This window comes from Megalodesulfovibrio paquesii (assembly GCF_054653055.1).
The window spans coordinates 191,933-216,186 of the sequence record NZ_BAAIGQ010000006.1 but is presented as its reverse complement, the minus strand read 5'-3'; the positions used below and the strand labels follow the sequence as shown (position 1 = coordinate 216,186).

Here is a 24,254-nt window from a genome sequence, read left to right as displayed (position 1 = left end):
GGGCATCCAGCCTCCATCCGACTTGCCACAAGGTTGCAACCCCTTGATAGACTACGAATCCCATCTCAATCCCGCCCAGTGGGAGGCCGTGCGCACCGTGGACGGCCCGGTGCTGGTCCTGGCCGGGGCCGGCAGCGGCAAGACCCGGACCATCGTTTACCGCCTGGCGTACATGACCCAGCAGGGCGTGCCGCCGCAGCGCATCCTGCTGCTGACCTTCACCCGCAAGGCCGCTCAGGAAATGCTCCACCGTGCCGGCCAGCTCCTGGGCCACGGCGCCGGGGCCTTGCACGGCGTGCAGGGCGGCACCTTCCACGCTTTCGCTTACAGCGTCCTCCGGCGCACGCCACCCCCGGGGTTCCCGGACCGTTGCACCCTCATGGACCGCTCCGACGCCGAAGCCGTGCTGCGCGAGCTCAAGGCCGACGCCGGCCTGGGCAAGGGCGACCGCTCCTTCCCCAAGGTCGGCACCATTCTGGACCACTATTCCAAGGCCCGGAACAAGGAACTCTCCCTGGAAGAAGTCATCAAGCAGGAGAGCTTCCATCTGATCAGCTATACCGGGGCCATGCAGGAGATCTGCACGGCCTACGCGGCCTTCCGCCGCGAAAAGGGCCTGCTGGATTACGATGACCTGCTCTTCGGCCTGGAAGCACTCTTTCGCGAGACGCCAGAGGCCCTGGCCCGCTGCCGGGAGCGCTTCAGCCATGTGATGGTGGATGAATATCAGGACACAAACCTGGTGCAGGACCGGCTGGTGATGCTGCTGGCCGGCCAGGGCGGCAACGTCATGGCCGTGGGCGACGACGCACAGTCCATCTACGCCTTCCGCGGGGCCAACGTCTCCAACATCCTGACCTTTCCCGACCGCCACCCCGGCGCGCGGCTGGTCAAGCTGGAGCAGAACTACCGCTCCACCCAGCCCATCCTGGACCTGACCAACGCCATCCTCTCGCAAGCCGCGGCCCAGTTCCGCAAGCACCTCTTCAGCGACCGGCACGAAGGCCCCACGCCCCGGCTGGTCCGCCCCCTGTCCGACCGCACCCAGGCCCAGCTTGTGTGCGAGGAGATCCTCCGCCAGAGCCGGGAGTACGGGCCGGGCGAGGTGGCTGTGCTCTTCCGCGCCGGCTACCATTCCTATCACCTGGAAGTGGCCCTGAACCGCGCCGGCGTGCGCTTCAAGAAGTACGGCGGTCTCAAGTACACCGAGGCCGCGCACATCAAGGACGCCCTGGCCTACCTGCGCGTGGTGGTCAACCCTGCGGACATGCCGGCCATGCAGCGCATCCTGGCCCAGGCCGAAGGCGTGGGCCCCAAGACGGCCACCAATCTCTTCAACGCCCTGATGGCCGGGGACGCCAAAGCCAGCGCCAAAATCGCCGGCAAGCATCCGCTGGTCAAGGAAATGCTGGAACTGCTGGATCGCCTGCGGACCGCGCCGCCTGCGCCCGCGCCTCTGTTGGAGCAGATCCTGGAATTCTATCAGCCCATCCTGGAACGCCTGCACCCCGACGACCACCCCCGTCGCCGCACCGGCCTGGAGGAGCTGGCCCAGATTGCCGCCGGCTACGAGGACGCCGGGCAGTTCCTGGCCGACCTGCACCTGGAAAACCCGGATCAGGCCGAAGCCGAGGGCGAGCCGGCAGTCTGCCTCTCCACCATCCATTCCGCCAAGGGGTTGGAGTGGAAGGCCGTGCACATTATCGATCTGGTGGAAGACCGCTTCCCCTCCCGTCAGGCCATGGTCAAGGCCGAGGATTTTGAAGAGGAACGCCGCCTGCTCTACGTGGCCTGCACCCGGGCCCGGGACGAGCTGTGCCTCTATGTGCCCACGTCCATTTACAAACGCGGGCAAAGCATTTCCGAACCGGCCGTGGCCAGCCCGTTCTTGCGGGAGATGGGCGTGGAGGTGTTCGAGGAATGGCGCGAGGGCTACAACGGCGCGCTTTCCAAATGGGGTGGCATCGCCCGCGAGCAGTCGTCGTCGTATGCGGGATCATCCCCGGCCCCGCGCCAGGGGTCGGCCGCCATCCCCAGCGCCGCGCCGCCGGTGCTCAAGTCCGCCCAACCCAAACCCGCGGATCTAGGCTGGTGCACGCACAAGGTGTTCGGCCGCGGCAAGCTCGTTCAGCACCTGCCGCCGGACAAATACCGCGTCAATTTCCCGAATTTCGGGCTGAAGGTGATTCTGGCGGAATATCTTGAGCGCGAGGAGTGAGGGGCTCCTCGCGTTTTCTTTCCACATCCCCCTTCCCCCCACCTTTCCCCTCCCACGCCTTCCCTCCCCGCGAGCCCGCAGCGCGCCCGCCGCATCCGGCGGTGCTGCGTTACAGTCGTGCGCCCTTCGCCACGCCCCTTCGCCACGCCCCTCCGCCGGAAGGGCTTCCCCCTTGGATTTGCCTGCCGCATCTGGGACCGTTTGTCGATCCAGAGCCTCCCCGGAAAGATAGCCCCAAAAGCACAGGCCCAAGGAGCGCGCCATGGCAGCGCAGGGGTTTGGTCCCCCGTTATTGACAGAAGCCGAACTGGCGTTCTATAAAAATAATCCGTTACAACAATGGCAATGGAAGTCGGGCCCAGGCGTTTGCGTGGTCTGCACGGCGCGGGACGGCCGCAAATATACCCTCGGAGACATCCCCGGCCGGCCGCACCCGAACTGCAACTGCCGGCTGCAGCGTGTCGCCGGCACCAGTGGGAGCGCGACGCAGGCTGCCGAGGCGACGCCGTTGGAGGACTTGTGGTATCCGGAAGTGGACACCACGATCTTTGCGGATTGCACCATGGCGTCGGTGGGAAAACTGGCCAATATGGTGCAACTGCGCTGCAATGTCTCAACAGGCTGTATCCCCACAGAAAGAATCGATGCACACTCTTTCAGGGGATATGTGTATCGAGGTGTATATCAGGCCTTTCTTGCTGGTCTAGGTTTTTCAAAGTTTCCCGTAAGCGCATCTAAATTCACGGCTTCTTTTTAAATTTCAGGAGATTATAAAAAACTAAAGACCCCGTTTCATGCTATGGAAGGATGGGCCAATGTCGAAGTTCTCAGCGCGGTTTTCGGTGCCGGCCCCAGCATCAGTCGATTTGAATTGGGCAACACATTAACACTGTCAATCGATTGGGAATTAGGGGTTGATATTGGCGGAGGATGGTATGGTGGGCGTGGACAGCTGCTTTCTTTCTCCTCTTCCCAATGCGGAGTGTCGCGTGACTAGAAAAAAACTGTATCATCTGGTTGCATGGGAGGCTGCACTGTTTTGGATTGGATCTTTACCGTTCCTTTCAACCCCATGGTTCATTGTCATTTTTAGCACATTTTTCATGCAGTTTGGTTTGGTTAATGTATTCTCCGAGAAATACGCCGATGTTTCATCCCTGGCGAGAGGGCTCGTGTGGCTTGCAGGCTTCTCCAATATGGGCAGGTTCCCGTTTCAAGAAATCTCACCGGGCTGGTTCATGGTATGCGTGGCCGCAATCATCATGACAGGAAAACTCAGCGAGCACTTCTTCCAACGGTTCGGGTTCGATTTGCCTCTGGCCCTTGCCGCGGTGGCGGCTGTGGCCTGGGTGGGGGTGGTGTACCGGCTGCTGGAATGGGGGCTGACGCTGGAGGACTGAGCCGCGGCGTCACCACAGGGCCGGTCGCGGCTTCACAGCTCCAGGCATTTTCAGCCAACCCCATCCAGCGCGAAGCGCATCCTCCGCGCTGGATGAGATCGATTCCAACAATTGCAATATGTTCAGTGATTACGCCGCCGCGGCCTCGCCCTGTGGCGCCAGATCACCCTGGGTCGTCTGCTCCATTGCCAGCCGGTAGGCGGCCACGTCCTCCACGGTGAGGACGAGCATGCCGTGCCGTTCGGCAAAGGCCACGATTTCCGGGGTGCGGGCCATGGTGCCGTCGGGGTTGGTCAGTTCGCAGAGTACGCCGCAGGGAGCCAGGCCGGCCAGGCGCATCAGATCCACGGTGGCTTCGGTGTGACCGCGGCGTTCCAGCACGCCGCCGGGTCTGGCCCGCAGGGGGAAGACATGGCCGGGCCGGCGCAGGCTGGCCGGGGTGGCGTCTTCGGCGATGGCGGCCTGGATGGTCCGCACGCGGTCCGCCGCGGACACGCCGGTGGTCACTCCCTCGGCGGCCTCCACACTCACGGTAAAGGCCGTCTGATAGCGGCTGGAATTGTCCTGCACCATCATGGGCAGCTCCAGGGCGCGGACCTTCTCATCCGTCAGGCACAGGCAGACAATGCCGCTGCACTCGCGGATGAGCATGGCCATCTGGGCGTTGGTGAGCGTCTGGGCCGGGAAGATGAGATCCCCTTCATTCTCGCGGTATTCGTCATCCACCACAAGCACGCCACCCCCCTGGGCCAGCACGGCCAGGGCGCGTTCCATTCTTTGCCGGGAATTTCCGAAACGATCCAACAGCGTCTGATTCATGGGCGCTTTCCTCACGGTCAAAAGGCCAGAATCAGGGCACGAAGCAAGACAGCCCCTGCCGTGCACCGGACACGTCGCGCACCACGCGCCCACCAGAACGCGCACCACAAGACGTCCCCTGCAGATCGTGCAAATCTTGCAGGCAGGCGGCCGCCTTATCCTCTTTCATCCGGACTGTTACCGTCGGCTCTGGCGTTGCACCAGATCTGCTTGACCCTTGGCCCCTCCCACGGGGAGACGGTCCAAGGCGCTCGCGGGCTCTCCGGGGCAGCGCCAGTCGCCGCGCCCGGAATACCGCCGGTGGGGAATTGCACCCCGCCCTGAGAATAAGTGGGGAATGCATGCGTCAGGAGGGGTGGCGTTGTCAAGGCTAAGTGCGCGGCAACGATCCCCCGCCTTCCCACACGCCCCCTGCCGAACCAACGGCCAAACACAATCCACCCCGCAAATAGATCCAAATGATGCTTCCATCCTGAACCCAAGGCGTGGTATGCTCGCGACAAACACATTTCCCGGGGGGAGCACCATGCCTTGCGTGAACATCGAAAAGTGCATTTTCTTCAACGACAAGATGGCCAACAAGCCCGGCACCGCCGCCCTGCTCAAAAAATCGTATTGTCTTGGGGACTTCGAAGCCTGCGCCCGCTTCATGGTCTGCAAGTCCCTCGGCCGGGAGAAGACTCCATCGGATCTTTTTCCCAATCAGACCGACCGCGCCGCAGCGCTGATCAAACAGGGGGCGTAGGTGCTGGCGGCTGGTGGCCCACTCCATTCGCCCTGACTTTTTTGAGCGATTCCTCTGTTGTTTCAGGGTGCAAGGGCGATTCGCATGAGCTGTGGCGGCTTCCTTTGTTTGTGGAGGCCGCCTGCTCATTGTTAATCCAGTCAATACATTTCTTTTTTTAATTATCCTAATTCATCGTATCCATTATCCATACGGACTATTCAGACATTTTTGAGCCAACCCTATCAAAGTGACGGTACTGTCATGCAAATCGACATGCATTATTATGGAATGTACGCCTTGGCATTCGCTGCCGGCCTGCGAGAAGACGTCGCCAGCATTATCGCAACATCATCACAACTTGTGGACGACTTCGCATATAGCATGCCCGTCTCTTTCAGAGATGCCGGACAATTTACCGGCATTGCAACTGCACACCATACCGCCTCTATCCGCAATATCGACAGGGACGACCAGCGCGAGGTGTGGGTTCCGTTTCATTTTATTCCCGGCAACAATGGCAGCGATTTTACTGAACGGCTTGTCTGCCAACGCAACAGTCCCATTGCGAGAGAAATGTTTGAACGAGCCATCAGCGAAAAAAATGCACCGTATTGGCTCCATCGAATTGGAATCGCCACACACGTATTCGCCGATACGTTTGCCCATTACGGCTTCTCCGGCGTCAGCTCGCGCCGCAACCAAGTTGACAACACCTCCATCCGATTACACAACCTTGACGGGCAAATCAGGCAGTATATCCTCAATAAAGCCATGGCTTTTTTCAAGAACGAGGGCACCACTCTCATCGACAACATCAAGTCCACCGCGGCAGAATGTATATCCGGCGCCTTGGGGCATGGCGGCGTGGCAACCTACCCAGATCGTCCTTACCTCGTCTGGGAATTTGACTACGAGGATGGCCGGGCAAGTGGAAGACGCGACAACCCCCAGACATATATGGAAGCCTGCGAACACATCTTTGAATTCTTCAAGAAGGTGCTCGCTGCCGACGCCTCATTCGCCCGGACTGCGCACGCCTCTCCAGAATTTCGGGATATTGAGGCCAGCATCAATTCCATCATCCGTTACCAGGGCAATAAAGAATCACGAATCTCGCAATGGACGGACAAGGCTCGCAAGGGCGAGATTACGGGTTCATCCTTCAACATTCCGGAATATCCAGGGGAAAAGTGGTTGGAGCAACTGGAATCACTGCAGGAAGGCAAAGACTCTTCGGCTCTTTTTGATGTTCCAGGCTACCTGTTCGCCCTCGCAGCGCACGATCACCTCAATTTTGTTGTCCGCCGTCTGTTGCCAACGTACCGCATCTCCATCGCTTGAAGCAGCTACGGGAACCGAAAGTATTCCGCTTCTCACACCCCATACGCCTGCCGCATCCAGGCCGCCGTCCGCCTAAGGCCTTCGCGCATGTCCACGGTTTCGGTCAGGCCCAGCTCGGCGCGGGCTCGGGCGGCGTCCACCAGTTTGCGGGTGGTGGTCAGGTGCTCGCTTTCCTTGAACTGCACCAGCGCGGCCGGGGCGCCAGTCACTTCCAGCACCGCCTCGGCCAGTTCCTCGATGGTGTGCAGCGTGGTCCCGGCCACGTTGTACACCGCGCCGGGGATAAAATTCTCCGCCACCCGCGCCAGGGCCCGGACCGTGTCTTCCAGATACGTGGACGTCCGGCTGTGCCCGCGAAACACCGTGAACGGCAGCCCGTGCAGGGCGCAGTACAGAAAGCGGCAGTTCACGGACCGGTATGGACTGTACCACTCGCCGGGGCCATAGGTGTTGAACAGCCGGATGATCACATGCTCGGTCCCGAACAGCTCCGCCGAGTTCCTGAGCTGCATCTCATTGACCCACTTGGTCATGGCGTAGTCGTTCATCTGCCGGATGGGGTGCTCGTCCAGGACGGGCTCGAGCATCAGATCCGGATAATCGCCGTACACTTCCGAGGACGAGAAATGTACCAGTCGAAAGCCCCGCTCCTCCTGCAGGCGGATCAGGTGCTTGGTGCCGATGACATTGGTCCGCCACAGCGTCTCGTAATAATCCTCGCCGTTCCAGCGGCCGAATTCCGCAGCACAGTTGTAGACCAGATCAAACGGGCCAAGCGTGGAAAACACGCGCTCCAGCTGGCGGAATTCGCCGAGGTCCGCGCGAACATAGCCAGGCTCCTCCCGGTCCGGCCGCAGGCTGAAGGCGTGCTGGTCCGGCTGCAGGTACTGGTCCAGGCTGAGCACCCGGTGCCCGGCCTCGCGCAGCATGCGCACCAGGCACGCCCCCACGGTCCCCAGTCCGCCCGTTACAAGAATGTGCATACGTCTGTGCTCCAGGTGTTAAGAACGTCGGTGGAGAAGCTGGGGGGATACCTTTCTTTAAGAAAGGTATCCCCCCAGGCCCCCTGCCAAAAATAGTTTTGAAGGTGTGTACGCCAGCCAATTGGCACCACTAGAAATCCTTGCCCCAGCCCGAGCCTTCTGCTGTGCCGAGCACCGTGCATCCCCGCCCACGAAGCGCGGTGGCGTCGGCCTCGTGCAGGGCCAGGACGACCTCGCCCGGTGCAATGGCCTCCAGCGGTCGCGCCTCGGCTGGCAGCCCGCCAGCCTGCAACAGGGCGGCCAGGAGCGCGCCCGTCTCTCCGGCATCAGCCACCAGAAGCAGCGTGCCGGCGTCCGACGCCATACCGGGCAGGGCCAGCTGCACCGCACGCAGGCACTGCCGGGCCGCTCGGCGCAGCGTGTGGACGCGCTCCAGGAGGCGAGGCAGGGGAAGGGTGTGTGGCGCATGCGCCCGGTCCTCCTGCAGCAGCGTGGCCACCTCTTCGGCCAGCCGATCGCGACGCACCACGGTCTGCATGCCGGCGTGCTTGCGATTTTCTCCCAGCACTTCGGGCACATACATAAAGCGATACCCCCGTGCGGCGCGCAGCCAGAAGTCCAGGTCATTGGCCACCATGTCCCGATACGCCCCCACGCCCTCCATAAGCCGGCGGGTATACAAAAAGGCCATGCCCACGGCGCCGGGGTTGACCTGCAACAGCCCCGGCCACCAGGATTCCAGAAATTCATGGTCCAGAAACCGGCCGTCCTCGTCCACATTGGCAAAAGCGGCGTAGGCCAGATCGCAGTCCGGATGCGCCTCCAGTGCGGCGAGAAGTCGGGCCAGGCAATCGGGCCTGTAGCAATTATCCGACGCCAGCCAACTGAGATAGCGTCCCCGGGCGCGGGCAAAGCCGGTATTCAACGCGGCCGAAGCCCCACGATTCTCCGGGTGATGGATGATGACCAGCCGCGGGTCGCGTCTCTCTTGGGCCAGCTGGTCCAGCAGCGCCGCGGTGTCGTCCCCGGAGCCGTCGTTGACCACCACCAGCTCCAGATCGCGAACCGTCTGCACCAGCACCGAATCCACGGCCTGCCGCAGGAACCGGGCCTGATTGTAGGTGGGCATCACCACGGAAATGGCTGGCATGCATGCTCCTGCAATGGATGCGCGAATACGGGTTGGGACAGGTTGGGAACAGCCCTTGCAATTCCAACGCCGGGAAGTGCAACCCGGCGCATGTTTCCGGCCCGGAGCCTACGCAAGCCCCTGCCAAAGCGCAATGCAGCCCTGGCGCATTGGACCGGCTTTGCGTATGACACCGGGTGTCCACCCGTTTCACCCCGCCGTTTCACCCCGCCGGCCCACACCGGCGGCTTGCACCGGCGCAACGCATGAGGAGCGCATCGCGCATGAAGGCAGTGGTCACCGGCGGTGCCGGCTTTATCGGCAGCCACCTTGCGGACCGGCTTCTGGCAGAAGGGCTGGATGTCGTCATCGTGGACAATTTCGAGACCGGCCGGCGTGAGAACTGCGCCCAGGCCCTGGCCCATCCCCGCTGCACGCTGCACGAGCAGGATCTTTCCCGACCAGATCCACAGACCCTGGCGGTAATTTTTGCCGGGGCGGACTGGGTCTTTCACCTGGCCGGCCTGGCGGACATCGTCCCTTCCATCGAAGCGCCCCTGCGCTACCATCAGGTGAATGTGGACGCCACGGTGCATGTGCTGGAAGCCGCCCGGCAGGCCGGAGTCCGGCGGCTGGTCTACGCCGCCTCCTCCTCCTGCTACGGCATTCCAGACCATTACCCCACGCCCGAGACCGCCCCCATCCGCCCCATGTACCCCTATGCCCTGGCCAAACAGCTGGGCGAGGCCTGCGTGCTGCACTGGGCCCAGGTCTATGGCCTGCCCTGCCTCTCCCTGCGGCTTTTCAATGTGTACGGCCCACGCTCCCGGACCACCGGGGCCTATGGCGCGGTCTTTGGCGTTTTTCTGGCTCAAAAACTGGCCGGCGCGCCCTATACCGTGGTGGGCGACGGCCAGCAGCGGCGGGATTTCGTGTTCGTGACCGACGTGGCCGAGGCCTTTCTCCTGGCCGCGCAGTCCGGGGCCTCGGGGCTGGCCCTCAATATCGGCAGCGGCGCGCCACAGTCGGTCAACCGGCTGGTGGAACTGCTGGGCGGGGAGAAGATCCACATCCCCAAGCGTCCCGGCGAGCCAGACGCCACCCATGCGGACATCACCCAGGCCCGCGCCCTGCTGGGCTGGTCACCGCGCGTCAGTTTCGAAGACGGCGTGGCCGACATGCTGCGACACATCGAACTCTGGAAGGACGCCCCGGTCTGGGACGAGGCAGGCATTGCCCAGGCCACGGCCAGCTGGTTCAAGCACCTGCGCTAACTGTTTTTAGAGGATCAAACCCACCCCATGCCCGACACGTCCGGCAAGATTCTGCCCCTTACCGCCCTGGCCGAACGGCTGCAGACGCTTCGTGCCCAGGGGCACCCCCAGGAAAGCCCCACCGTGGTGCATTGCCACGGCGTCTTCGATCTCCTGCACATCGGCCACATCCGGCACTTTCAGGCCGCCAAACGCCTGGGCGACCTGCTGGTGGTCACGGTGACGCCGGATGAATTCGTGAACAAGGGGCCGCACCGCCCGGTGTTCACCGCGGCCCTGCGTACCGAAAGCATTGCCGCCCTGGACTGTGTGGACTACGTGGCCGTGAACGCCTGGCCCACAGCCGTGGAAGCCCTGGCCCTGCTCAAACCGGATATTTATGTCAAGGGCTCGGAATACAAGGATATTGACAACGATCCCACGGGCAGGATTGTGGACGAGGCCCAGGCCGTGGCCCGGCATGGCGGCCGCATCGAGTTCACGGAAGATGTGGTGTTCAGTTCCTCCACCCTGCTGAACGACTTTTTCTCCCCCTTCCCCGAGCCGGTGCAGCAGTATGTGCGGGACATCTCCCGCCGGCTGGGGGCGCCGGCGCTCCTGGGCTGGCTGGAACGCGCCGCCGGGCTGCGGGCCATGGTGGTGGGGGAAACCATCCTCGACGAATACGTGCTGTGCGATACCCTGGGCAAGTCCGGCAAGGAGCCCATCCTGGCCGCCCGGCATGTGGAGGCCGAATGCCACGCCGGCGGCGTGCTGGCCATTGCCAATCATCTGGCCGCCTTTGCCAGACGGGTGGACCTGGTCAGCAGCCTGGGGGAGCAGGAGCCGCAGGAGGAATTTGTCCTGCGCGGCCTGCGCCCCGGAGTGGTCCCGCACCTGGCGCGTCACGCCGGCCCGACCATCGTCAAACGGCGCTTTGTGGAACGCTATCCCTTCCAGAAGCTCTTTGAAATCTACCACATGCACGATGGCGAGCAGCCCGCCGCCGCCCGCGAGGATTTCCTGGCCCGCCTGGGCATGCAGCTGCGCGAGGACGGCGGACCGGACGTGGCCATCGTCGCCGATTACGGGCATAATCTCCTGGATGCCGAGGCCGTGGCCCTGCTTTGCGAGCAGGCCCGCTTTCTGGCCGTGAACGCCCAGCTCAATGCCGGCAACTTCGGCTACAACACCATTGCCAAATACCCGCGTGCGGATTTCCTCTGCATATCGGAAAATGAACTGCGTCTGGAAATGCGCCGCCGCGACGGGGACCTGCGCGCCCTCGTCGAACTGGCTTCCCGCCAGCGACAATGCCCGCGGCTCTTGATTACCCGAGGCAAACAGGGCTGCCTGTGCTACGGGGCAGAGGAAGGGTTCTTCGAGATCCCGGCCTTCACCGGCAAGGTGGTGGACCGCGTCGGCTCCGGGGATACGGTCCTGGCCGTGGCCTCCCTGTGCGTGGCCCAGGGCGCGCCCATGGAAGTGGCCGGATTTCTGGGCAATGTAGCCGGAGCCATGGCCGTGGGCGTGGTGGGCAACCGCGAACCCCTGGACAAGGTCGCCCTGGTCAAGCATGTCATTGCCCTGTTGAAATAGTCTTCAACGAAGCGAACGAGCCGTTCATGCCCGATCTCATGCCTGATTTCATGTCCACCTCGGCCTACTTCGACCAGCTCCGGAATCTGCTGGCCGCCGCCGAGGTCACCGACGCCTCCGGGGCAGCGATCTCCCTGGATGCCGGCATGGCCCGGCTGTGCGATGCCCTCCTGGCCCTGCGCCGACGCGGCGGCCTGGCCGTGCTGGTGGGCAATGGCGGCAGCGCGGCCATTGCCGATCATCTGCACTGCGACCTCTCCCTGTCTTGCGGCCTCAAGGCCGTGGTTCTGACCAACACCCCTTCCCTGACCGCCGCGGCCAATGACTTCGGCTACCAGCAGGCCTACGCCCGCCAGCTGGCCTGCTGGGGCGATCTGGCGGAGCGCGGCGGTCTGCTCCTGGCCATCAGCAGCTCGGGCGCGTCGGAGAACATCCTGCGCACCGTGGCCGCGGCCCGGGAGCTGGGCATGCAGGTGGCCACCTGCACCGGCTTTGCTCCGGACAATCCCCTGCGCCGCCTGGGGGATGTGAATTTCTACGTCCCTGCCGCCGCCTATGGCCCCGTGGAGCTGGCCCACGCCTGCCTGGCCCACTACCTGGCCGACCGTCTCAAGGCCACTGGGACTGCCGGAGCCGCCGGGACTGGCGGGACTGGCGGGACTGGCGGGACTGCCGGCGAGCGCTGCTGACCATGTCCGCTGACAACCATCGCATTGACGGCCACAAGCTGCTCTTCCACCCCGAGCGCGTGGCCGCCTGGCGTCAGGCCGGGGACGACTGGGAACAACTGAAACGCATCTATCCGATCTACATGGAAATGTCCCCCATCGGCGCCTGCAACCACCGCTGCACCTTCTGCGCCCTGGACTACCTGGACTACACACCGCACCGCCTGCCTGTCGAAATCATGCAGGACCGTCTGGCCGAGATGGGCGCGGCCGGGGTGAAGAGTGTCATGTTCGCCGGCGAAGGGGAGCCGCTCCTGCACAAGGGCATCCACGATCTGGCCGGAGCCGCCTGCGCGGCCGGCATGGACATTGCCTTCACCACCAATGGCGTCTTTCTGGACGAGGCCTTCTGCGAGCGGACCCTGCCCCGGACGTCCTGGATCAAGGTCAGCTGCAACGCCGGCACAGCCGAGACTTATGCAGCCATCCACCGCACTTCGCCCGGGGATTTCGATCGGGTCATGACCAACTGCACCCGCGCCGTGGCGGCCCGGCGCGCGTCCGGCAGCCAGTGCACCCTGGGCCTGCAGCTGCTGCTTCTGCCGGAAAACATGGCCGAAGCCGCCACCCTGGCCCGCCGCTGCCGGGACGAGATCGGCGCGGATTATCTGGTCATCAAACCGTATTCCCAGCACCTGCACAGCCGCACGCGGCAGTATGCCGGCCTGGAGTATGAAACTGGCAAAACTGGCGGAGCCCTCCGCCGCCTGGAAGAGACATTGCGCGGCTTGCAAACCGCGCAGTTCCGGGTCATCTTCCGGGCCGAGGCCATGGCCCGTCACGCCCAACCCAAACCTTATGACACCTGTCTGGCCACGCCTTTTTTCTGGGCCTATGTCAGCGCCGCCGGCGAACTGTGCACCTGCAGCGCCCACCTGGGCGACCCGCGGTTCCACATCGGCAACCTGCTCGAGGCAGGCTTCCGGGAGCTGTGGGAAGGCCCGGCCCGGCGGGCGAACTGGGAGCTGCTCGCCACCATGCCCAGCAGCGAATGCCGCATCAACTGCCGCATGGACAGCATCAACCACTACCTCTGGGAACTGCGCCACCCTGCGCCCCACGTGAATTTCATCTGACGGAGCCGCAACCCATCACCATGTCTGACTCTTCCCGATTCTCCTGGCTGCCCGAAGCCCAGCGCCGACAGGTGGAAGACGCCCTGGCCCGTCCCATGCCCCGCGGTCGCGGCGCGCTGCGCTATCGCCACAGGCCGCCGCATCTGGACCGGGCCGAGGTTGACGGCAGGCGGCATCTGGTCTTCGTCTGCTATTACGCCTATCCCAGCACGGTCAAAAAAAGCATCGTCCTGCGCGCAACCGGCCGCTACCACACCACCTTGCTGGCCTGCTGCGTGCGCGAGGATCTGGAGGCCGAACGCTGGTTTGACGCCGTGTACGAACTGGAGCACTACACCGAGCTCTTCGAGCTGCTGGCCGACGCCCGGCCGGCCTCGGTCACGGCCTGCATCCAGCCGGCCCTGCTGGGCGCCGTGGTCCTGGAAGCCTGCACACTTGTGCGGGATACGGTACGGGTCATCCTGGACGTCACGGACTCCAACTACTACATGCGCCGCGACCCCAATCACCCGGACTCCCTGCTGGAGCGCCCGGTGCTGGCCCGGGCCGACGCCTTTGTGCACAAGATGCCCCCCGCGGCCATCCACGCCCTGCGCCAGGCCTGGGATCTGGATCCGCAGCAGACGCCGGACTACCTGGCCCACTGCCTGCCCATGCCCGCGCTGTTTCAAGACGCCCCGCCACCGCCTTCACCGACTTCGTCCCCTGCCGGTCCCTGGAAAATCGTCTACGCCGGCGGCATCATGCCCTGGCGCGCCGCCCTGCGCGACGGGCACGAGCACATGCTCATGGACCCCATCGTCGAGGCCACGGCCAAGGCCGGCATCGGCCTGACCTTTTACGCCAACCTGAACGCCCGGGACATGTTCTGGGAGGAGCAGGACCGCTACTTCGACCTCGAAGCCCGCTGCCCCCTCTTCTCCCTGCGCCAGGGCGTCCCGTTCCATCGCCTGCCGGCCGAGATTGCAGACTTTCACTACGGCCTGCTCTACGATCAGAAGGCCCTCTCCTCCTGGCCGCACGAAGGCTACGTCCACAACATGTCCACCAAGATCTTCAGCTACTTCGAAGCCGGGCTGCCGCTCCTGGTCTACGAGGACATGGAATACGTCTGCCAGCTTGTCCGCGAGCACGGCCTGGGGCTCGTCTATTCCCTGGACCGTCTGGACGAGCTGCCGGCGCTCCTGGCCCGGGCCGACTATCCGACCCTGCGCGAAAACGTCCGCCGCTACCGCGAGTCCCACGCCCTGGAAACCCTCCTGCCCACCCTGGAGGCGATCTACGGATGATGGCAGACCACGCGCAATTGCACGCGCTGCTCAGGACCATGCTGCGCATCCGCCTCTTTGAGGAGCGCGTGGCCGCCCGCTATGCCGAGCAGGAAATGAAAACGCCCGTGCACCTGTACATAGGCCAGGAAGCCGTGGCCGCCGGCGTCTGCCTGGCGCTGCAGCCGGAGGACATGGTCTTCAGCACGCATCGCAGCCACGGCCACTACCTGGCCAAGGGCGGGGACATGCCCCGCCTGACCGCCGAGCTGTACGGCCGGGCCACGGGCTGCGCCTCGGGCCGCGGCGGGTCCATGCATGTGATTGACGTGGACGCCGGCGTGGCCGGCAGCACGGCTATCGTCGGCGGTGGCCTCCCCCTGGCCACGGGCGCGGCCCTGGCCTTTGCCATCCGGCACGAACCCCGCGTCAGCGTGGTCTTTTTCGGCGACGGCGCGGCGGATGAAGGCTCCTTTTACGAAAGCATGGCCCTGGCGGCCCTGCGCCGGCTGCCGGTGCTTTTTGTCCTGGAAAACAACGGCCTGGCCACGGCCTCGCCCCTGGCCAACCGCCGCGTGCAGCCGGACCTCTTCCGCCTGGCCGAGCCCCATGGCATCCCCGCGCTGCAGGTGGACGGCACCGACGCCCCGGCCGTCTTCGCCGCGGCCTCCGACGCCGTGACCCGCGCCCGCAATGGCGAAGGCCCGACCCTCCTTGAAGCCCTGACCTGCCGCTGGATGGCCCATGTGGGCCCGCTGCCCAATACTTCCTTGCCGTCCGAAGTGCTGGAGGCTTGGCAGGCCCGCTGCCCCATCTACCGGCTGAGGAACCAGTTGCCTGCGGAGGATGCCGGGGCCATTCGCCAGATGGAAGCCGAGATTGCCGCGGAAATCGACACCGCCTTTGCCTTTGCCCTGGCCAGCCCGTTCCCCGATCCCGCCACCCTGCTCGACGAGGTCTGGTGACATGCCCTGGACCGTGCTCCCTGAAGCGACTGCCGCCGCCCCGGCCTCTCCTGCTGCTGCGGGCGCGACGCGCTCCCTGAGCTACCGGCAGGCCCTCCTGGAGGCGCAGCGCCAGGCCCTGGCCGCGGACCCGGCCGTCTTCGTCATGGGCGAGGGCGTGGACGATCCGGCCGGATCCTTTGGCACGACCCTTGGCCTGCAGGAACAGTTTGGCGCAGAACGGGTCTTCGACCTCCCCCTGGCCGAGAATGGCTGCCTGGGCGCGGCCGTGGGAGCGGCCCTGGCCGGCATGCGACCTATTGTCGTGCATCTGCGGGCGGATTTTCTGCTCCTGGCCCTGGATCAACTGGCCAACCACGCCGCCAAGTGGCGGTACATGTTCGCTGGCCGCCAGCCCGTGCCCCTGGTGGTCCGGGCGGTCATCGGCCGGGGCTGGGGCTCGGCGGCCCAGCATTCCCAGCCGCTGCACGGCATCCTCATGCAGTTTCCGGGGCTCAAGGTCGCCCTGCCGTCCACAGCGCAGGACGCCAAGGGCCTGCTCCTGGCGGCCATCGCCGATCCCGGCCCGGTGGTGGTGCTGGAGCACCGCTGGCTCTATGACGACGTCGGCCACGTCCCGGAAGCCATGTACCGCACCCCTCTGGGCGCCGCCGTGGTCCGCCGTGCAGGCGCCGACGTCACCATCGCCGCCATCTCCCTGATGGTGCGCGAAGCCCTCAAGGCCGCCGAATTGCTGGCCGAAGCCGGCATCCAGGCGGAAGTGCTGGACCTGCGCTGCGCGGCCCCTCTGGATCATGCCGCCATCGCCGCCTCCGTGGCCCGGACCGGCCGGATCGTGGTGGCGGACACCGGCCACACCATTGCCGGCCTGGCCGCCGAGATTGCGGCCATCGCCGCGGAATCCCGCTTCAATTTCCTCAAGGCCCCGGTGACCCGCGTGGGCCTGCCGCCCGCGCCCACGCCGGCCGGGCACGTCCTGGAACAGGCCTATTATCCCGGCGCCGAGGCCCTGGCCCAGGCCGCGCGGCGACTTGTGGAGCACAGGCCATGAGCGCAGGCAGCCTCGTCCTCGACGGGCACAAGCTCGCCTGGCACCGCGAACGCGTGCAGGCCCTGCTGGCTGGCGAACGCGTGGCGCCCATCACCATCGACTGCGCCCTGACCCGCGCCTGCTCCTATGGCTGCGTTTACTGCTACGGCCAGTTGCAGCACAATCCCGGCCCGCCCCTCAGCCGCGAGGCCATCCTGCGGTTTCTGGACGATGCGGCCGGGATCGGCGTCAAGGCCGTCAGTTTTGTCAGCGATGGCGAGAGCACCTGCAGCCCGCACCTCTATGAGGCCATCCTCCATGGCCGGGCCAACGGCCTGGACATGGCCCTGGGCACCAACGGCTTTCTGCTCCAGGACGAGCGGCTGCCGGAGATCCTCCCGGCCCTGACCTACCTGCGCTTCAATATCTCCGCCGCCGACCCCGCGCGCTACGCCGCCATTCACGGCTGCCAGGAAGCCTGCTTCCACAAGGTTATCGAAACCATCCGCCAGGCCGTGGCCCTGGCCCATGCTGCCCGTGCGGGCGGACTCACCACCACCATCGGCCTGCAGATGGTGCTCATGCCGGCCTTTGCCGATCAGATTCTGCCGCTTTCCCGGCTGGCTGTGGCCCTGGAGGTCGACTATCTGGTCATCAAGCATTGCAGCGATGACGAAGCCGGCCGCCTGGGCGTGGACTATACCGCCTACGCCGGACTGGAACCGCTGCTGCGTGAGGCAGAAGCCCTGTCCACCCCGGCCACGGCGGTGCGGGTCAAATGGTCCAAGGTGCTGAGCGGCGGGCTGCGAGACTATGCCCAATGCTACGGGCCGCCGCTGATGCTGCAGCTTTCCGGCTCCGGCCTCGTGGCCCCCTGCGGCATGCTTTTCCACGAGCGGTATTCGGCGTATCATATCGGGAACATCAACCAGACGTCCTTCAAGACCCTCTGGCAGGGCGAGCGCTACTGGGAGGTGCTGCGACGCATCGCCTCGCCTGCCTTCGACGCCCGCCGCATGTGCGGTTCGCTCTGCCTGCAGCACAAGGTGAATGAATGCTTGTGGAATCTGCAGCTGGCGCAAGGCGCCGCCACCTTTCCCGAGGCTGACGGCCCGCCCCCCCAGCACGTCAACTTCATCTGATGCACTGGCCCTGCCTGCATGTGGGAGAACGCACGTTGTCAGTCCATGCCACCATCATCGCCCGCGGCGGCGGGTCGACATTTCACCGCAAGAACACCTGCCGCATCCTGGGCAAGCCCATCATCGCCTACGCCATTGAAACCTGCCAGTCTGCCGGATTCATTGACCATGTGTTCGTCTGGAGCGAGGATGCGGAAATATTGGACATCGCCCGCAGCCTGGGAGCGCACGCCCTGCCCCGGCCAAGGTCCATGGTCCATTATTACAGCGGGTTCGCCACACAGCAGGAGTGGTCGGTCAATCGTTCCGCCCAGATTGACGCCATCGCCGGCGGCCCCGGCGAGGTGAACGTGGCCTTCAACTGCAACAATTTTCTACTGCGCCCCGAGACCTTGGCCGCCATGCACGACCATGCCCGGCGCGACGAAGCCATCGGCGGCGTTATCGCCGTGTCGGCCGTGCCGGCCGGGCTGTGCCTCAAGACACGGGACGGCGCGCTCTTTCCCTTTTGGAATGATCCCTCCGTGCCCCAGGCCGAGCACCCGCCGCTCTACCGCCGTACGGGCGTGGCTGTGACGATCCGGGAACGCTTTCTGAACGGCCGCATGACCCTGGCCCCGCATGTGGTCAGCCGCGAGGAAGCCTTTGACCTGCAGCACGCCGAGGAAGTGCCCCTGGCGGAATATTACATGCAGAACCGGCTTGGATTGCTGGATTCTTCTGGCATGCCCGCAGGGCAGGAGGGCTGAGATGCGCGTGACTGCGTCCTTTATCGTGCTTGAACGCGAGGCCAGCGATGGCGTTTCCTGGGATGCCGACATGGCCGGCGCCACGCAGCTGGCCCGCGCCGTGTTTCAGCTGGAGCAGCTGGGCCTGGTGGACGACATGGCCGTTCTCACGGATTGCGAGACGTTGCTCGCGCGCGCTGGCGTGGCTGGTCTGCCAGTGCGCCGACTCTGCCCGGCCAGCGCCACGGAACGCTTCAACCATCTGACCTGCGAGGAAAGCCGCATCCGCCACCAGCTGCAGGCCCTGGACCAGGCCGGGCTTGAGGGCGATGTGCATTTTTTCGGGGCCTGGCGCATGCCGCTGCTTTCATCTCGCAGTTGGGAACGCATGTACCACGCCTTGCTGGAGGATCGCATTGCGGCGCGGGTGGTGCCGCTCACGGCCGAGGACCCGAACCTGTACACACCGCTGGGAGGGAATATTGCCGGGGGCCGACTCTTCGGGGTCTGGGCGCACCCGGGGCGCGACCGCCAGGAAGCGCCGCAGCTGTACCGGCCCGGGCTGGCCTGCGTGGCGCATTTGCAGCGGATCCGCTACCCTCAGCCGTTGACCAAGGGAGTGGAGATTTCCCTGATAGAGGCCATCACGACCCTGACGCCGGAGGATGTGCCCCTGGCGCGCGCGTTGTGCGCCCGCAACGCTACCGCCGTCTCCTGAGGTGGCAGCACGCGCTATGTCCCTTATTTTACAGACAAGGAGACTTCTTATGACCGTGAGAGAACTGGTCCTCAAAAACCGCAGCTGCCGGCGCTTCCGCCAGAACGCCGCAGTGCCCATGGGCGTGCTGGAAGCGCTGGCCGACCTCGGCCGGCTGGGTCCCTCTGCCGGGAACAAGCAGCCGCTCAAGTACATTTTGTGCAATGATCCTGGGATGAACGCTACCATCTTCCACCGCGTGGCCTGGGCTGGCTATCTCAAGGACTGGCCCGGTCCGGATGAAGGTGAGCGTCCGGCAGCCTACATCATCGTCCTGCTGGATACCGCCATTGACGAAAAAACCGACTGCGACCACGGCCTGGCCACCCAAAGCATCCTGCTCGGTGCGGTGGAACGCGGGCTGGCCGGCTGCATCATCGCCTCCGTGGATCGGGAAAAGCTCCGGGAAGAATTGCAGATCCCGAGCCACCTGAAGATCCTGCTGGTGCTGGCCCTGGGCGAACCGGTGGAGGAATGCGTCCTCGACCCCATTGGCCCTGACGGCGACATCAAATATTGGCGCGATGCACAGGCCGTGCACCACGTGCCCAAGCGCTCCCTGGCCGAGGTGCTAGTTAACAAAATCGGCGAGTAGCTTCGAGCTGAGCCCGCACTGTTTCACGCCATCTCTGCCACGTCGGGGATGGCGTTTTCCGTGACATTTGGCTTGACATTTTTTGCGACTATTTTACTCATGATTCATTGAAATTAAAGATTTTGCAACTGACAATATTATGACATAATTATGAACATCCAGCATCCCGTTCCCACACACTGGTCAGGGGTGTTCGCCTTCTTCCGGCCGACCGAAACTTCCGCCCTGGACAGGGCGCTGCAGGCCCTGCATGGTCGGACCGTGGTGTTATCTGCATTGCCGCTTGTGCCTGATTGGGTGGAGCAGTTACACGGTTCACTTCTGCCCTTGGCATATGCGGCTGGCATAGCGCTTGGGGGAATCCCTGTAGAGCAAGCCAACGTTGCGGCTCTGGCCGCCCGCCCCCTGGGCGCCGAAACGTCAGGCCATCAGCAGTTGCTGACCGAAGTCGCCATAAGAGACCTGCATCGCAGCCTGTTTGCCGGCTCCACAGCCTGGCAGAGCCGGAACGACGTCCCCGGGGTGTATCGCAAGCAACCTCTTGAAGACGCGGAGAGTTCTCCGGCACCAAAAACGCTGGTGGACATCCGGTTGATCATGGATGCCTTTGCGATCTGGGGCAATAGTGCGGATTTGCTTGCGCTCGACCCCTTCCTCCGGGCAGGCCTTGCGCATTGCCATCTGCTGCGGATCCAGCCGTTCCAAAGAGGAAACAACCTCGTTTCACTCTTATTGGAGGCACAGCTGCTGCGTGGCACAGGTCTTCCCTGGCCGCCGTGCCTCTTGTGGATCTGGTTGCACCAGCACCAGCGAGCATATCATGATTGTATCAACGCTGTGCGCGCGGCAAAGGAAGATGGGGAACTCTCATTCTTGGCCTTGCTGCTGCAAGGACACCTGCATGCCGCAACTGTTTGGCAGGAATCAGCCATCAATCTGCTGCGCCACCTGCTTTTGCGGCAACACATACAGATGTTGCAAGACAAGAAACACATTTCTCAACGACAGCATGAATTGATAACACTGTTGCTGGACATTCCTGGACCATACCACGCCGGACAACTCAAAAGGACTGCTCCCTTCAAGCAACTGTATGTCAACCGTGTGGAGCGGACCATCGAACGCGATTTGCAAGCACTCTGTGCAGTCCATTTGCTTGCCAGACGCGAAGACGGGTATTGGGTTAACTGGGAATTGTTTCCCGGCGGAGGCTCAGGGCCTTGAGGGGAACATGGCAGGGGGCTGCGTCACGCGCCGTGGCGAGCAGTGCTTTTGCCACGGCGCGTGCGACCATCGAAGGGAAGTCTGTTATGGCAGCCGGTTGCCGCTGACTACTGCCGCTGCCAATGCCCGGGCACCCAGGAGCCGTCTGGCTTTTTGTGCGCAGGTTGCCAGGTCCATCCAGGACGGGGGGGGCCCACGTACGTCCAGTATCCTTGTGGATTATCCGGCCCGGCAGGGGTCCAGACATAATGCTCCGGCGGTCCGTCCGGACGCGGCGGCATGAAGCCGGCGCCCACGTACCCGGGGCCGGATTCCCAGTAGCAGGAGGCGAGGGACAGCGTCATTGCGGCCAGCATAAGGCAGCACAGCAACGCAAGCAGCCGTCCGTGAACAGATGCACGCATGAGGGACCTCCGGATCGATCAGTGCATGGTGTCTGTGGAGCAGGAGATGGTGGGGATGGGGGACTGCTTGAGTTTGCTCAGCAATTCCTGCACCTGCGGCAGGCTCTTCCATTCCTCGTACAGTTCCAGCCACTTGGCAAAGTCAAAAAATCCCTGATCCAACTGTTCTTCGTGATGTTGCGCCCAGACGTGAAACAACTGCATCTCCGCCTGAAACGCATTTGTGTCCATCACATCCATCACGGTTCCCATGGGAAAAACCTGGCCGTCAAAATGCGAAATCATGTGCTGGCAGACCATGTGCACTGATTTTTCGTAGGTGATGGCCTCGTTATTCAGCAGGTTCACCAACTCCATGTATTCCGGATACTGTGTCTCCATCTTGGCAATGGCTTCGGCAGGGATGCGAACAAAGAGTGCATCCCCTTCTTCCCGGACAAAGTAAAACCGGATCCAGTTTTCGAACTTCATGACGCCGGAGAGCTGGCGCACGGCGTCGGCTTGATCATATTGCATCGGATGGCTCCTTGGGCAGGGTCGACCTGCATGGCGATTCGCCAATGATGGCTGCTGTCGCGCCAAAGGTCAACTGATGACACCAAGTTAATCCCCTTACTCCCGATCCGCAAGGGTCTGCAACCGGGCCAGGACATGATCCGGACCAATGACTTCTTCCGGGGCAGGCAAATCCATATTCAGGGTTTTCAGCAAGGCGGAGTGCGGCTTCAACAGGGCATAGGTTCTTGATTTATTGAATGAACTCTGCTTGTTGGTCCGATACAGCACATTTAGATCCTTCAGCTCATCCACATCGTTCCACTCCGGCAGCAGCAGGGTTTCGCGTGCGGCGGCGGCAAGGTCGGCCAAGGTGGCCTTGCCTACGGAATTCTCTCCCCAGGCCTTGCCCGTGAACACAACGGGAGTGTAAGCCTGCCGGGTGAACCCGATGGCGTAATACCCGCCATCCAGCGCAGGGCCGACAATGGCGTCCACCCGGTGCAGCACCTCGAAGGCCCCGCCGATGACCTTGGCCGGATAGTCCGGCACATCGCTGCCCAACAGCACGGCCCGCGCCGCCCCTTCGGCAAAGGCGGTTTCGAAGGCATGGGCCATGCGTTCTCCCAGACTCCCGGGGGGTTGCAGCCGGATGTCGCGGTCTGCTCCCAGCCAGGCCCGGGCCTGTTGCAGGGCCTCGCCTTCGGCCAGGGTCAACGGGTCCACCCACAGCTGCAAATGGGCCGGCACGGCGGCCATGGCTTCCACCAAATCTTCCACAAACGCCGTGTACAACGCGCAGGCCAGCGCCGCCGCCTCGTTTGCCGCCATATGGGCCGCAAGCCCTGTGGCGAGGCGCGTTTTCACGTGGCCAGGGAGCGGCAGCCGTACAAACAACAGCAAGGTATTTTCCTGATGATTCATGGTGTGTCTCGATGTGCTCGGTACCAGTGGTTCAAGGCCTGGGGTGAAACACCGCAGGCATACAGCAACCGCAGACAATTGTTGCGCAATCCTGTGCGGAGCAGGCCTCCGGCACGGTAGCGGCGGGCCGAGGTGGCGACCCGCTCGGGCAGAATGACCAGCCGCAGGCCCAGCTTTCGCACCGCCTGCATGATGGCCACATCCTCCATAATAGGGATGACCGGATAGCCACCCAGGTCATGAAACGCAACGGCCCGGAAAAAATGGGCCTGATCGCCATAGGGCGTGCCAAGGAGCCGATTGCGCCAGCAGGCAAGGCGTGCCATGCACTGCAACGCGCCACTCCCCCCGGCATACCCCAGGGAAAAAGCGCCTGCGGCGGCGGGCGTGGACCCATCTTCGGGGAACAACGCGTGCCAGACAAGCCCGAGCCCCTGTTGCGGCAAACGCGTGTCCGCATGCAAAAACAACAGCGCCTGACCGCGAGCCCGGGCGGCGCCGGCGTTCATTTGCAGGGCGCGGCCGCGTGGCGAGGCCAATGCCGTCACTGGCGCGGAACGGCCCGCCTCTTCGGTGGGGAGACTTGGCTCAATGGCGGCCAGGGTATCGCCGGCGTCATCGGCGTCCACCACCAGCAGCTCCAGAGACAATGGACGGCCCGAAACCTCCGGACGCGCCAGTCGCTTGACATGCTGCAAGCAGTCGTTAATCCTGGCTGCTTCATGCAGTGCGGGAATGATGACCGACAGCAATGGCCGGGATGTTCCGGTCGGGATGCCGGAGCCTGCGTGCTCGTCGCCCGGGGCGCTCATGGCGTGACGTCCTGCATGGTCCCCGTTGTGACTCATTTTACGGCTGATGAAAAGAGGCGCCTCATTGCCACTGCACCATGACTCTGAAACGCTGCCCCTCCGGAGACCGCCCCATGCAAGACGTTTGGCCGCACAATTCCCTGACCATCATGCGCCGCAAGGAAAAACAGATGAACGAGCCCGAGGCCATCCAGGCCCTGCTGCAGCAGGCGCAGGTGCTGCAGTTAGGCATGTGCGAGGATGGCTGGCCCTACGTCACCCCCGTCAACTTTGCGCTCCTGGATGGGGCCATCTGCATCCATTCCGCACGCAAGGGACGCAAGTTTGAGATATTGCAGCGCAATCCGCGCGTGTGCATCACCGTGACCACGGACGCCACCCTGACTGAACCGGCACACCCGGAGAACGCCTGTCAGTATTCCATGCGGTTTCGCAGCGTCATCGGCTTTGGCACGGCCGTCATCCATACGGATTTGCCCATGATCCGGCGTGGCCTGGAAGCGCTCATGGCGCGGTATTCCACCCGAAAATTCACCTTTCCCGAGACCGTTCTGGAAAAAACAGCCCTGATCCGCATTACCCCCGAGGTGCTGACCGGCAAGCAGGACGGTTGGGCCTGAGGTCAGGCGCGTCAGAC

General features: G+C 63.8%; 25 protein-coding genes and 1 riboswitch. Of the genes, 18 read left to right on the top strand and 7 right to left on the bottom strand.

Annotated elements, in window-relative coordinates; all coding sequences use genetic code 11:
• Window positions 1-43 precede the first annotated feature (43 nt).
• The 3 genes from ACYQ00_RS13815 to ACYQ00_RS13805 all read left to right on the top strand — a co-directional run bounded on the left by ACYQ00_RS13815 (window position 44) and on the right by ACYQ00_RS13805 (window position 3,618).
• On the top strand, window positions 44-2,218 hold the full coding sequence (locus ACYQ00_RS13815) for an ATP-dependent helicase (RefSeq protein ID WP_460032726.1): 2,175 nt from the start codon (window positions 44-46) through the stop codon (window positions 2,216-2,218).
• A gap of 262 nt (window positions 2,219-2,480) precedes the next feature.
• Entirely contained in the window at window positions 2,481-2,975 is a 495-nt protein-coding gene (locus tag ACYQ00_RS13810; RefSeq protein ID WP_460032725.1) for a hypothetical protein, read from the top strand.
• A 178-nt stretch (window positions 2,976-3,153) separates the two neighbouring features.
• The gene (locus ACYQ00_RS13805; protein ID WP_460032724.1) at window positions 3,154-3,618 is read left to right on the top strand and encodes a hypothetical protein; all 465 of its coding nucleotides are present in this window, start codon (window positions 3,154-3,156) and stop codon (window positions 3,616-3,618) included.
• A gap of 129 nt (window positions 3,619-3,747) precedes the next feature.
• Here the strand turns inward: ACYQ00_RS13805 and ribB are convergent, their stop codons facing one another.
• Window positions 3,748-4,437, bottom strand: a complete 690-nt coding sequence (gene ribB, locus ACYQ00_RS13800; RefSeq protein WP_460032723.1) for a 3,4-dihydroxy-2-butanone-4-phosphate synthase — start codon at window positions 4,435-4,437, stop codon at window positions 3,748-3,750.
• A gap of 153 nt (window positions 4,438-4,590) precedes the next feature.
• Window positions 4,591-4,769: riboswitch (FMN riboswitch) on the bottom strand.
• Between the two features lie 194 nt (window positions 4,770-4,963).
• On the opposite strand from ribB, the gene ACYQ00_RS13795 reads away from it, so the two are divergent.
• Window positions 4,964-5,182, top strand: a complete 219-nt coding sequence (locus ACYQ00_RS13795; RefSeq protein ID WP_460032722.1) for a hypothetical protein — start codon at window positions 4,964-4,966, stop codon at window positions 5,180-5,182.
• Window positions 5,183-5,425: 243 nt separating this feature from the next.
• Window positions 5,426-6,505 (top strand): DUF6765 family protein, encoded by a 1,080-nt coding sequence (locus tag ACYQ00_RS13790; RefSeq protein WP_460032721.1) that lies wholly within the window; start codon window positions 5,426-5,428, stop codon window positions 6,503-6,505.
• Between the two features lie 32 nt (window positions 6,506-6,537).
• Here the strand turns inward: ACYQ00_RS13790 and ACYQ00_RS13785 are convergent, their stop codons facing one another.
• On the bottom strand, window positions 6,538-7,488 hold the full coding sequence (locus ACYQ00_RS13785; RefSeq protein ID WP_460032720.1) for an NAD-dependent epimerase/dehydratase family protein: 951 nt from the start codon (window positions 7,486-7,488) through the stop codon (window positions 6,538-6,540).
• A 130-nt stretch (window positions 7,489-7,618) separates the two neighbouring features.
• Complete coding sequence (locus ACYQ00_RS13780) at window positions 7,619-8,638, bottom strand: glycosyltransferase family 2 protein (protein WP_460032719.1); 1,020 nt, start codon at window positions 8,636-8,638, stop codon at window positions 7,619-7,621.
• Window positions 8,639-8,901: 263 nt separating this feature from the next.
• Between ACYQ00_RS13780 and ACYQ00_RS13775 the strand changes: the two genes are divergently transcribed.
• From ACYQ00_RS13775 to ACYQ00_RS13720, 12 genes are all read left to right on the top strand, one after another.
• Complete coding sequence (locus ACYQ00_RS13775) at window positions 8,902-9,891, top strand: SDR family oxidoreductase (protein ID WP_460032718.1); 990 nt, start codon at window positions 8,902-8,904, stop codon at window positions 9,889-9,891.
• 27 nt (window positions 9,892-9,918) lie between these two features.
• Window positions 9,919-11,469, top strand: coding sequence for a PfkB family carbohydrate kinase (locus tag ACYQ00_RS13770; protein WP_460032717.1), 1,551 nt, complete (start codon window positions 9,919-9,921; stop codon window positions 11,467-11,469).
• 26 nt (window positions 11,470-11,495) lie between these two features.
• Window positions 11,496-12,158, top strand: coding sequence for an SIS domain-containing protein (locus tag ACYQ00_RS13765; RefSeq protein WP_460032716.1), 663 nt, complete (start codon window positions 11,496-11,498; stop codon window positions 12,156-12,158).
• Window positions 12,159-12,160: 2 nt separating this feature from the next.
• A complete protein-coding gene (locus ACYQ00_RS13760) occupies window positions 12,161-13,273 on the top strand; it encodes a radical SAM protein (RefSeq protein ID WP_460032715.1) in 1,113 nt (370 codons plus the stop codon).
• A gap of 20 nt (window positions 13,274-13,293) precedes the next feature.
• Window positions 13,294-14,562, top strand: coding sequence for a glycosyltransferase (locus tag ACYQ00_RS13755; protein WP_460032714.1), 1,269 nt, complete (start codon window positions 13,294-13,296; stop codon window positions 14,560-14,562).
• Window positions 14,559-15,506 carry a thiamine pyrophosphate-dependent dehydrogenase E1 component subunit alpha gene (locus ACYQ00_RS13750; RefSeq protein ID WP_460032713.1) on the top strand — a complete coding sequence of 316 codons (948 nt, stop codon included), beginning with the start codon at window positions 14,559-14,561 and terminating at the stop codon, window positions 15,504-15,506. Before ACYQ00_RS13755 ends, ACYQ00_RS13750 begins: the two co-directional genes overlap by 4 nt.
• Before the next feature lies 1 nt (window position 15,507).
• On the top strand, window positions 15,508-16,557 hold the full coding sequence (locus ACYQ00_RS13745) for an alpha-ketoacid dehydrogenase subunit beta (protein WP_460032712.1): 1,050 nt from the start codon (window positions 15,508-15,510) through the stop codon (window positions 16,555-16,557).
• Window positions 16,554-17,678 carry a radical SAM/SPASM domain-containing protein gene (locus ACYQ00_RS13740; protein ID WP_460032711.1) on the top strand — a complete coding sequence of 375 codons (1,125 nt, stop codon included), beginning with the start codon at window positions 16,554-16,556 and terminating at the stop codon, window positions 17,676-17,678. The genes ACYQ00_RS13745 and ACYQ00_RS13740 overlap by 4 nt, the downstream gene beginning before the upstream one ends.
• 35 nt (window positions 17,679-17,713) lie before the next feature.
• Entirely contained in the window at window positions 17,714-18,427 is a 714-nt protein-coding gene (locus ACYQ00_RS13735) for a cytidylyltransferase domain-containing protein (RefSeq protein ID WP_460032710.1), read from the top strand.
• Between the two features lies 1 nt (window position 18,428).
• Window positions 18,429-19,124, top strand: coding sequence for a hypothetical protein (locus tag ACYQ00_RS13730; protein ID WP_460032709.1), 696 nt, complete (start codon window positions 18,429-18,431; stop codon window positions 19,122-19,124).
• 49 nt (window positions 19,125-19,173) lie between these two features.
• Window positions 19,174-19,758: a nitroreductase family protein gene (locus tag ACYQ00_RS13725; protein WP_460032708.1), complete on the top strand. Its 585-nt coding sequence runs from the start codon at window positions 19,174-19,176 to the stop codon at window positions 19,756-19,758.
• A gap of 150 nt (window positions 19,759-19,908) precedes the next feature.
• Window positions 19,909-20,982 (top strand): Fic family protein, encoded by a 1,074-nt coding sequence (locus ACYQ00_RS13720; RefSeq protein WP_460032707.1) that lies wholly within the window; start codon window positions 19,909-19,911, stop codon window positions 20,980-20,982.
• Between the two features lie 107 nt (window positions 20,983-21,089).
• On the opposite strand, the gene ACYQ00_RS13715 is transcribed toward ACYQ00_RS13720, so the two are convergent.
• The 4 genes from ACYQ00_RS13715 to ACYQ00_RS13700 form a co-directional block, all read right to left on the bottom strand.
• Window positions 21,090-21,386, bottom strand: coding sequence for a hypothetical protein (locus tag ACYQ00_RS13715; RefSeq protein WP_460032706.1), 297 nt, complete (start codon window positions 21,384-21,386; stop codon window positions 21,090-21,092).
• Between the two features lie 18 nt (window positions 21,387-21,404).
• Entirely contained in the window at window positions 21,405-21,902 is a 498-nt protein-coding gene (locus ACYQ00_RS13710) for a hypothetical protein (RefSeq protein WP_460032705.1), read from the bottom strand.
• A 96-nt stretch (window positions 21,903-21,998) separates the two neighbouring features.
• Complete coding sequence (locus ACYQ00_RS13705; protein WP_460032704.1) at window positions 21,999-22,805, bottom strand: TIGR04282 family arsenosugar biosynthesis glycosyltransferase; 807 nt, start codon at window positions 22,803-22,805, stop codon at window positions 21,999-22,001.
• Window positions 22,802-23,617 carry a TIGR04283 family arsenosugar biosynthesis glycosyltransferase gene (locus ACYQ00_RS13700; RefSeq protein ID WP_460032703.1) on the bottom strand — a complete coding sequence of 272 codons (816 nt, stop codon included), beginning with the start codon at window positions 23,615-23,617 and terminating at the stop codon, window positions 22,802-22,804. The genes ACYQ00_RS13705 and ACYQ00_RS13700 overlap by 4 nt, the downstream gene beginning before the upstream one ends.
• A 113-nt stretch (window positions 23,618-23,730) precedes the next feature.
• Between ACYQ00_RS13700 and ACYQ00_RS13695 the strand changes: the two genes are divergently transcribed.
• A complete protein-coding gene (locus ACYQ00_RS13695) occupies window positions 23,731-24,237 on the top strand; it encodes a pyridoxamine 5'-phosphate oxidase family protein (RefSeq protein ID WP_460032702.1) in 507 nt (168 codons plus the stop codon).
• The last annotated feature ends 17 nt before the right edge of the window (window positions 24,238-24,254 follow it).

Bases quoted from the DNA above. Each gene is read 5' to 3' on its own strand.
- ACYQ00_RS13810 (WP_460032725.1), top strand. From the start codon at position 2,481: ATGGCAGCGCAGGGGTTTGGTCCCCCGTTATTGACAGAAGCCGAACTG.
- ACYQ00_RS13805 (WP_460032724.1), top strand. From the start codon at position 3,154: ATGGTGGGCGTGGACAGCTGCTTTCTTTCTCCTCTTCCCAATGCGGAG.
- ribB (WP_460032723.1), bottom strand. From the start codon at position 4,437: ATGAATCAGACGCTGTTGGATCGTTTCGGAAATTCCCGGCAAAGAATG.
- ACYQ00_RS13795 (WP_460032722.1), top strand. From the start codon at position 4,964: ATGCCTTGCGTGAACATCGAAAAGTGCATTTTCTTCAACGACAAGATG.
- ACYQ00_RS13790 (WP_460032721.1), top strand. From the start codon at position 5,426: ATGCAAATCGACATGCATTATTATGGAATGTACGCCTTGGCATTCGCT.
- ACYQ00_RS13785 (WP_460032720.1), bottom strand. From the start codon at position 7,488: ATGCACATTCTTGTAACGGGCGGACTGGGGACCGTGGGGGCGTGCCTG.
- ACYQ00_RS13780 (WP_460032719.1), bottom strand. From the start codon at position 8,638: ATGCCAGCCATTTCCGTGGTGATGCCCACCTACAATCAGGCCCGGTTC.
- ACYQ00_RS13775 (WP_460032718.1), top strand. From the start codon at position 8,902: ATGAAGGCAGTGGTCACCGGCGGTGCCGGCTTTATCGGCAGCCACCTT.
- ACYQ00_RS13770 (WP_460032717.1), top strand. From the start codon at position 9,919: ATGCCCGACACGTCCGGCAAGATTCTGCCCCTTACCGCCCTGGCCGAA.
- ACYQ00_RS13765 (WP_460032716.1), top strand. From the start codon at position 11,496: ATGCCCGATCTCATGCCTGATTTCATGTCCACCTCGGCCTACTTCGAC.
- ACYQ00_RS13760 (WP_460032715.1), top strand. From the start codon at position 12,161: ATGTCCGCTGACAACCATCGCATTGACGGCCACAAGCTGCTCTTCCAC.
- ACYQ00_RS13755 (WP_460032714.1), top strand. From the start codon at position 13,294: ATGTCTGACTCTTCCCGATTCTCCTGGCTGCCCGAAGCCCAGCGCCGA.
- ACYQ00_RS13750 (WP_460032713.1), top strand. From the start codon at position 14,559: ATGATGGCAGACCACGCGCAATTGCACGCGCTGCTCAGGACCATGCTG.
- ACYQ00_RS13745 (WP_460032712.1), top strand. From the start codon at position 15,508: ATGCCCTGGACCGTGCTCCCTGAAGCGACTGCCGCCGCCCCGGCCTCT.
- ACYQ00_RS13740 (WP_460032711.1), top strand. From the start codon at position 16,554: ATGAGCGCAGGCAGCCTCGTCCTCGACGGGCACAAGCTCGCCTGGCAC.
- ACYQ00_RS13730 (WP_460032709.1), top strand. From the start codon at position 18,429: ATGCGCGTGACTGCGTCCTTTATCGTGCTTGAACGCGAGGCCAGCGAT.
- ACYQ00_RS13725 (WP_460032708.1), top strand. From the start codon at position 19,174: ATGACCGTGAGAGAACTGGTCCTCAAAAACCGCAGCTGCCGGCGCTTC.
- ACYQ00_RS13720 (WP_460032707.1), top strand. From the start codon at position 19,909: ATGAACATCCAGCATCCCGTTCCCACACACTGGTCAGGGGTGTTCGCC.
- ACYQ00_RS13715 (WP_460032706.1), bottom strand. From the start codon at position 21,386: ATGCGTGCATCTGTTCACGGACGGCTGCTTGCGTTGCTGTGCTGCCTT.
- ACYQ00_RS13710 (WP_460032705.1), bottom strand. From the start codon at position 21,902: ATGCAATATGATCAAGCCGACGCCGTGCGCCAGCTCTCCGGCGTCATG.
- ACYQ00_RS13705 (WP_460032704.1), bottom strand. From the start codon at position 22,805: ATGAATCATCAGGAAAATACCTTGCTGTTGTTTGTACGGCTGCCGCTC.
- ACYQ00_RS13700 (WP_460032703.1), bottom strand. From the start codon at position 23,617: ATGAGCGCCCCGGGCGACGAGCACGCAGGCTCCGGCATCCCGACCGGA.
- ACYQ00_RS13695 (WP_460032702.1), top strand. From the start codon at position 23,731: ATGCAAGACGTTTGGCCGCACAATTCCCTGACCATCATGCGCCGCAAG.